The sequence below is a fragment of the uncultured Mailhella sp. genome (genome assembly GCF_944324995.1).
Taxonomy (GTDB): domain Bacteria; phylum Desulfobacterota; class Desulfovibrionia; order Desulfovibrionales; family Desulfovibrionaceae; genus Mailhella.
Window position 1 is genome coordinate 73,499 of sequence record NZ_CALUYL010000011.1, and the last position, 6,533, is coordinate 80,031.

Sequence of the window (6,533 nt, forward strand, 5' to 3'; positions counted from 1 at the left end):
GTGCTCCCGCCTCGTCCGCGCTTTTCATCGACGCCATGCCGGCGCCGGCACGGGCCTGTCGCCCTTCGACGAAAATCGGGCAAAAAAAAAGCCCCGCTCGGGGCAGGGCAAGAATGAAAAGCTCTAGGCCAGCATGGCCGAACGTTCAATCATGGAAACCGTGTGCTCAATCTGGCCGCCGAGAGAAGAATGACGGCTCATTTCGCGTTCCACGGCGGTGATTCCCTTGATGACCGTGGAATGCTTGCGGTTGAAACGTTCGCCTATCTGCTCCAGCGTGAGATCGGTGTGCTTGCGCAGCAGGAAGAACGCCGTGTTGCGCGCCAGAACAAGATTCTGACGGCGAGACTTGGAACTCAGCTGCGCGGGCGTCAGATCGAAACTGCGGCAGATGAGCTCCACCACGTCTTCCAGACTCAGGCTGGGACTCGTGCGCGCCACGTTGCGGATGACGTCGATGGCCATCTCTTCCGTGACCGTGTGCCCCGTGAACTGCGACTGAAGCATGAGATTGTGCAGGCAGCTCTCCAAGAGACGCACGTCTCCGGTGATGCGGTCGGCCAGAAGATCGGCCACCGCCGAAGGCAGCACCATGCACTGACGGCGCGCCTTTTCCTGAAGAATGTGCAGACGCGTGTCGCGGTTCGGCCGCTCCATGCTCGCCACAAAGCCCGAACAGAACCGGGACACCAGCTGCGAATCCACACCCGCCAGATCGCGCGGCGCAAACGAACTCGTGAGCACCACGCGGCCGCCGTGATCCTGAAGATTCTTAATCGTGGAAAGCAGTTCTTCCTGCGTGCGATCCTTGCCGCGCAGAAAATGCACGTCTTCCAGAAGCAGCATGTCCAGCTGACGGAAACGTTCCTTGAACTGGTCGATGGTCTTGTACTTCATGGCCTGCACGAACTGCGAGGTGAATTCCTCGGCCGTGAGATACTCCATGCGCACCTGACGCTTGTCGGCTTCCAGACTGAGCGCGCGTCCCACCGCCTGCGTGAGATGCGTCTTGCCGAGCCCCGCTCCCGCACACAGAAACACCATGTCCACCGGAGCGCTCGCTTCCAGAATGTTGCTCGCCGCCGCATAGGCTATCTGATTGCACGGACCGACCACAAAATCTTCAAAGGAGTGCTTCCACCCCTTCATCATGGCCGGATTGAAGGTGCGCACCCGGGGCAGCGGCATGGGCAGATCAAGCTGCTTGTCGGCCATGAGCACGGTCGGCGCCGTGGACGGAATGGAAGCCGCCAGCTGCTCAAGACTCGTCGGACGCGGCAACTCCGCCTTCTTGCGCGACGAAGACGCCCGCACCGTCACCTTCACGCGGCTGCCGAGCTGCGAAGACGCCACTTCCGCAATGGCCTGAGAAAACTGATCGCGCACCTGAGCCGCCATAAAATCATTCATGGCGGTCAGGCGAACTTCCCATTCGCAGGCTCCGACAGGTTCAATAAGAAGCCCCTGGCCGCCGGAACGGTCAGTGCGCGACAATTTGACCACATCACCCTTGAGAGGCTCAAGAAAAACCTTGAACTTCCCCTCGGGGAGTCTGCTGCGAAGTTCGTTAAGTATAGAAGACCAGATTTCTTTCATAACAGAGAATCTTTACAGAAGGGCAAAGGAAAATACCATCGGCATGAATCAAAAATCCGCACTATGCCGCAAGTGCGTTTTCCACAACGTCTCGAACTAATAACTCATTATCATAGTTGAAAAAATTTTCAACTCCTCCATTATCGGGCTTTTTATATTAATCCCTTGATAACACTTGAAATTTCTCCGATAACAAAAAAATTCCACAAAGTTTTCCACTTTTTCTTCCACAACTTGCTTTTCGTTTTTCTCAAATTTTCTCAATTTTTCTCCATTTTTCATGTTTTTCCTTTGTTTCTCCCCGCCCTCCGATCCCCCCTGCTCCGCAAAGAAAATCACCCCGCTCATTCTTTTTTTGTTCTTCTTTTCCCCCCACTCCCGCAGCCGCCCATAAAAAATTTCTCAACTCCCCTCACTTCCTGACTTTTTTCTCAAAGTCAAAAATTGTCGACATTGGACATCCCCATCCATGCCTCGCCGAATGCGGCCGTCCCACCCCAAACACCGCCGCTTCGCACCCCAACAGCCAATATCGCACCCCCAAAAATCCCGGATAATCCAGCTCTGCACAAATCACAAAAACACAGGAAAGACAGGGGAGAGAAAGGCAGAAAAGGCAAAAAGACAGAAAAGACAAAAGGCAGAAAAGGCATCGGGGGAGATAATCTCCCCCGAACCCCCATAATTTGCGGGACGAACCCTGTCGGGCACGTCCCGCAGCTTTTGGGGGGAGCGGTGAACATCCTCCTCGTCTTCCCTGCTGGTTCTCTGCCTGGTTCCCCCTCCTGCGTCCGCATCGCCTTCTAAGCTCCAAAACACGCTGTGTTTCCCTCAATTCATCGGAAAATCGTTGCCTTTGACATGCCCGCCCCGCGAGCCTGTCATCAGAAACGAATGCCGCGGCACACGCCCCGATAAACCTCGACACCGTTTCTCCAATCCGGAGAATCACCTCCCCCAATAATCTGGAAATCCCTTCCTTACTCACGACTGTCCGGCGCAGGCCGGACAGGAGTCGGCCACCGCAGGTGGATCCGACAGGACACACCTGCACTGAGTCCGCAGACCGAACAGCGCCTGCCAAGCACACCACCCCTCGCAGTCCCAGCCTTTCCACCCTCCCGCCTCCCGAAGAACACGCAGGCCCGTTTGCGCAAGACACGCTGTACGGCCTGCATGACTTGCACGACGGCGGCTGCGTTCAACGGCGGGAGTGAATCCCGCCTACTTATGCCCGTCGGCCGGGCTCCTGACGTCGCCCGGGGCCCCAGTGCGTTGAGAGACGGCCTTCCGGCCTTCCACTCCCCCCTTCGCCCACAGATTCGGCCATAATCTTCCCGTTTACCCTGTCCTGCCGAAGCAGCGTTAGCTGCGAGGCAGAAACAGGGGGGCGCGGGGGGAATTATTTCCCCCGCATGCCTTTCCTGTCTTTCCTGCCTTTTCTGCCTTTTCTGCCTTTTCTGCCTTTTCTGCCTTTCCGCATTACGGAGGGGGTTGACGCGGGGATTTTTCTGATTATGCTCATTTGTGCAAAACGAACATTGATTTTCAGGTTCGGAAGGAAGGAAGATGCCGCGTCCCAGACAATGTCGATATGTAAGTTCTGCGCCCTCGGTGACGTATTTCAAGCCGCGCGGGATACCGCTGCGCGAGCTTCAGGAAGCGTGTTTGAGCGTGGACGAGCTGGAGGCGTTGCGTCTGGCGGATGCGGAGGGGCTCACGGCGCAGGAAGCGTCGCAGCACATGCGGGTATCGCGTCACACGTTCGGGCGAACGCTGGCGTCGGCGCGGCGCACGGTAGCGCTGGCGCTCACGCAGGGGATGGCGTTGCGCATTGAAGGCGGCACGTACGCCGTGGTTTCCGATTCCTGTTCCGGGCACAAGGAGCACACCATGCAGAAGATTGCAGTTTCGAGTGAAGGACCCACGCTTGACGACATGGTAGATCCGCGTTTCGGCCGGGCCGGCGGATTTGTTGTTGTCACGCTTCCGGAGAAGAGCGTGGAATACATCGACAACGGAGCCTCGCAGACCATGAGCATGGGCGCGGGCATAGAGACGGCCGAGCGCATGGCGCGCGCGGGCGTGGACGTGGTCATCAGCGGTTATGTGGGGCCCAAGGCCTTTGAAGCGCTGAAGGCGGCGGGCATCAAGGTTTGTCAGGACGTGGAAAACGTGAGCGTGCGCGAGGCGGTGGAACGCTTTGAAAGCGGCTCCCTTCCCTTTGCCGAAGCCTCGAACAAGTAGCGGAGGAATCATGCGGGTAGTCATTGCCAGCGGCAAGGGCGGCGCGGGAAAGACCTGCGTGACGGCCTCGCTTGCCGACGTGTGGCGCGGGCCGCTCGTGGCCGTGGACACCGACGCCGAAGCGCCGAATCTGCATCTTTTTCTTCCGCCGCGGATTACGGAAACGACGACGGCCTGGCTCGACGTGCCGAACATGGATCCGGAAAAGTGCATTCACTGCGAGAAGTGCCGGAACATCTGCACGTACAAGGCCATTGCGTCGTTTGCGGGGCGGATCACGCTTTTTCCCGACATGTGCCACGGCTGCGGCGGATGCTTTGCCGTGTGTCCTTCGGGCGCGCTCGTTCACGGAAAGCGCGAGCTCGGCGTGCTTGAGAGCGGCGACGTGCTGAACGGTTCGGCGAGATATCTTGCGGGCCGCACGCGCATCGGGGAATCCATGACGCCGCCGCTGCTGCGTCAGGAGCTGCGCCGGCTCTCCGCCATGCTCGAAGAACGTTCCGCCGACGCCCTCATCGATTCCCCTCCCGGGGTGAGCTGTCCGGCCGTGACCGTCGCCCGCGAAGCCGACGTGATTCTGCTGGTGGCGGATCCCACGCCGTTCGGCTTTCACGATTTTCGTCTGGCGCATCAGGCGTTTCTGCCCATGGAGCTGCCCGTGGCGGCGGTGATCAACCGTGCCGGGGCGGAAGGCAACGCCGAGGGCGACGAAGCCGTGCGCGCCTACTGCCGCGAGCACGACGTGCCCGTGCTTGCCGAGCTTCCCTTTGAACGCGAAGCCGCCGAACAGTACGCGTCGGGCCGTCTGCTGGCAGAGCTCTCCCCCGCCTGGCGCGAACGCTTTGAACATTTGAGGGACGCGCTTGTCGAATTCGGGGCGAAGCGGGCCCGGGAGGCGCATCATGCGTGAAATCGTCGTCATCAGCGGCAAGGGCGGCACGGGAAAAACCACCGTGAGCGCAGCGTTTGCGCATCTGGCCGAAAACAAGGTGATCTGCGATCTGGACGTCGATGCTCCCGATCTGCACATTCTGCTTGATCCCAGCCCGCAGGAAACTCACGCCTTCGTCTCCGGCCACAAGGCCGTCATCCGGCGCGACGCCTGCCTCGGCTGCGGCAAATGCGCCGCTCTGTGCGCCTTCGACGCCATTGCCCTGCACAAAGAGGGCTATGCCGTCGATCCGCTGCGCTGCGAAGGCTGCGGCGTGTGCGCGCATCTGTGCCCGGCCGGGGCCATTGATCTGGAAGAGCCCCACTGCGGCGACTGGTACAAAAGCGACACCCGTTTCGGGCCCATGGTTCACGCGCTGCTCTTCCCCGGTCAGGAGAACTCCGGCAAGCTCGTGAGCCTGCTCAAGGCCGAAGCCCGCGCCCTCGCCCGTGAACAGAACCTCGATACCATTCTTTGCGACGGCTCGCCCGGCGTGGGCTGCCCTGTCATATCCTCGCTGTCGGGCGCAAGTCTGGCCGTGGGCGTGGTGGAACCCACCCCCTCCGGACGTCACGACTTTCTGCGCGTGGCGGATCTGTGCCGTCATTTCCGCGTGCCGGTGGCCGTGATCATCAACAAGGCGGATCTCAATCCGGAAGAGGCCGACGCCATCGCCAGAGAATGCGAACAGCGCGGCGACGTCCTTCTCGGACGCCTCCCCTTCGATCCCGTGGTCACGCGGGCCATGGTGGCCCGCAAGGCTCTCACGGAATTCGACAATCCTGTGGGAAACAGACTGAAGGACATGTGGTCGGCCCTTCAGAAGCTGAACGTGCGCCGCTGAAAGGCGCCTCTACGACCGTTTTCAGGAGTCTTACATGAGCACTATTGTTGCCGTTCCTTCCGCCATGCCCGGCGGCCTCGACGCCCAGATGGGCATGCACTTCGGCCATTGCGACATCTACACCATCGTGGAAATCGAGGACAACAAGATCAAGTCCGTCTCCACGCTGGAAAACGTGCCTCATCAGCAGGGCGGCTGCCTCGCTCCCGTGCAGCACCTCGCCTCGCACAACGTCAACGTGCTGCTCGCCGGCGGCATGGGCATGCGTCCGCTCATGGGCTTCCAGCAGGTGGGCGTGCAGGTGTTCTTTGCCGGCAATCAGCTCACCGTGGGCAGCGCCGTCAACGCCTACATCGCCGGACAGCTCCAGCCCTTCAGCCTTGAATTCACCTGCGGCGGCGGTCACGCCCATTGATGCCCTGCACCATGGATATCCTCGTCGTCTCGCCCCGCGCCGAACTCTGGCAGAGCCTCCGGCCGCAGTTTGAAAAACACGGCGCCGTCCTGAGCCTCGCCTGCAACATGGACGACGCCCTCAACTCCTTGAACCGGCGCCTGCCCGCCCTCGTCGTGCTCGACATCAACGCCGACAACGCCGCCCTGCGCCACGCCGTGTTCCAGGTGCTCTCCGTCAACGCCATGATCCATACCGCCGCCGTCACAAGCATGACCCCCGAATCCTTCCACGACGCCATGGAAGGCCTCGGCATGCTCGCCGGCCTCCCCTCCACCCCCACCCCCGCCGACATCGACGCCCTCATGGACGCCCTCGCCAAACTGGAAGGAAAGTAGGGAGAGGGAGGAAGAGAGAGGAGAGAAGAGATTGCGGGGAAAGAGGGACACCCTTTTGAAAAAGGGCTGTCCCCCTTTCCCCGCACCCCCATCCCCCTTCCTAAAACTTTTATTTTTGGGGGA

General features: G+C 60.3%; 7 protein-coding genes. 5 read left to right on the plus strand and 2 right to left on the minus strand.

The window, feature by feature from the left end:
- Positions 1–123: 123 nt before the first annotated feature.
- Together Q0K02_RS06435 and Q0K02_RS06440 are read right to left on the minus strand one after the other, a co-directional pair.
- On the minus strand, positions 124–1,596 hold the full coding sequence (locus Q0K02_RS06435) for a DnaA/Hda family protein (protein WP_294486298.1): 1,473 nt from the start codon (positions 1,594–1,596) through the stop codon (positions 124–126).
- A gap of 96 nt (positions 1,597–1,692) precedes the next feature.
- Positions 1,693–1,944: a hypothetical protein gene (locus Q0K02_RS06440; RefSeq protein WP_294486300.1), complete on the minus strand. Its 252-nt coding sequence runs from the start codon at positions 1,942–1,944 to the stop codon at positions 1,693–1,695.
- 1,221 nt (positions 1,945–3,165) lie between these two features.
- Here Q0K02_RS06440 and Q0K02_RS06445 point away from each other — a divergent pair.
- The 5 genes from Q0K02_RS06445 to Q0K02_RS06465 are packed head-to-tail and all read left to right on the plus strand — an operon-like array spanning position 3,166 to position 6,410.
- Complete coding sequence (locus Q0K02_RS06445) at positions 3,166–3,843, plus strand: DUF134 domain-containing protein (RefSeq protein ID WP_294486302.1); 678 nt, start codon at positions 3,166–3,168, stop codon at positions 3,841–3,843.
- Between the two features lie 10 nt (positions 3,844–3,853).
- Positions 3,854–4,753, plus strand: coding sequence for a 4Fe-4S binding protein (locus tag Q0K02_RS06450; RefSeq protein ID WP_294486303.1), 900 nt, complete (start codon positions 3,854–3,856; stop codon positions 4,751–4,753).
- Complete coding sequence (locus Q0K02_RS06455; protein WP_294486306.1) at positions 4,746–5,618, plus strand: ATP-binding protein; 873 nt, start codon at positions 4,746–4,748, stop codon at positions 5,616–5,618. Before Q0K02_RS06450 ends, Q0K02_RS06455 begins: the two co-directional genes overlap by 8 nt.
- A gap of 34 nt (positions 5,619–5,652) precedes the next feature.
- On the plus strand, positions 5,653–6,033 hold the full coding sequence (locus tag Q0K02_RS06460) for a NifB/NifX family molybdenum-iron cluster-binding protein (RefSeq protein WP_294486308.1): 381 nt from the start codon (positions 5,653–5,655) through the stop codon (positions 6,031–6,033).
- 11 nt (positions 6,034–6,044) lie between these two features.
- Positions 6,045–6,410: a hypothetical protein gene (locus tag Q0K02_RS06465; protein ID WP_294486313.1), complete on the plus strand. Its 366-nt coding sequence runs from the start codon at positions 6,045–6,047 to the stop codon at positions 6,408–6,410.
- The last annotated feature ends 123 nt before the right edge of the window (positions 6,411–6,533 follow it).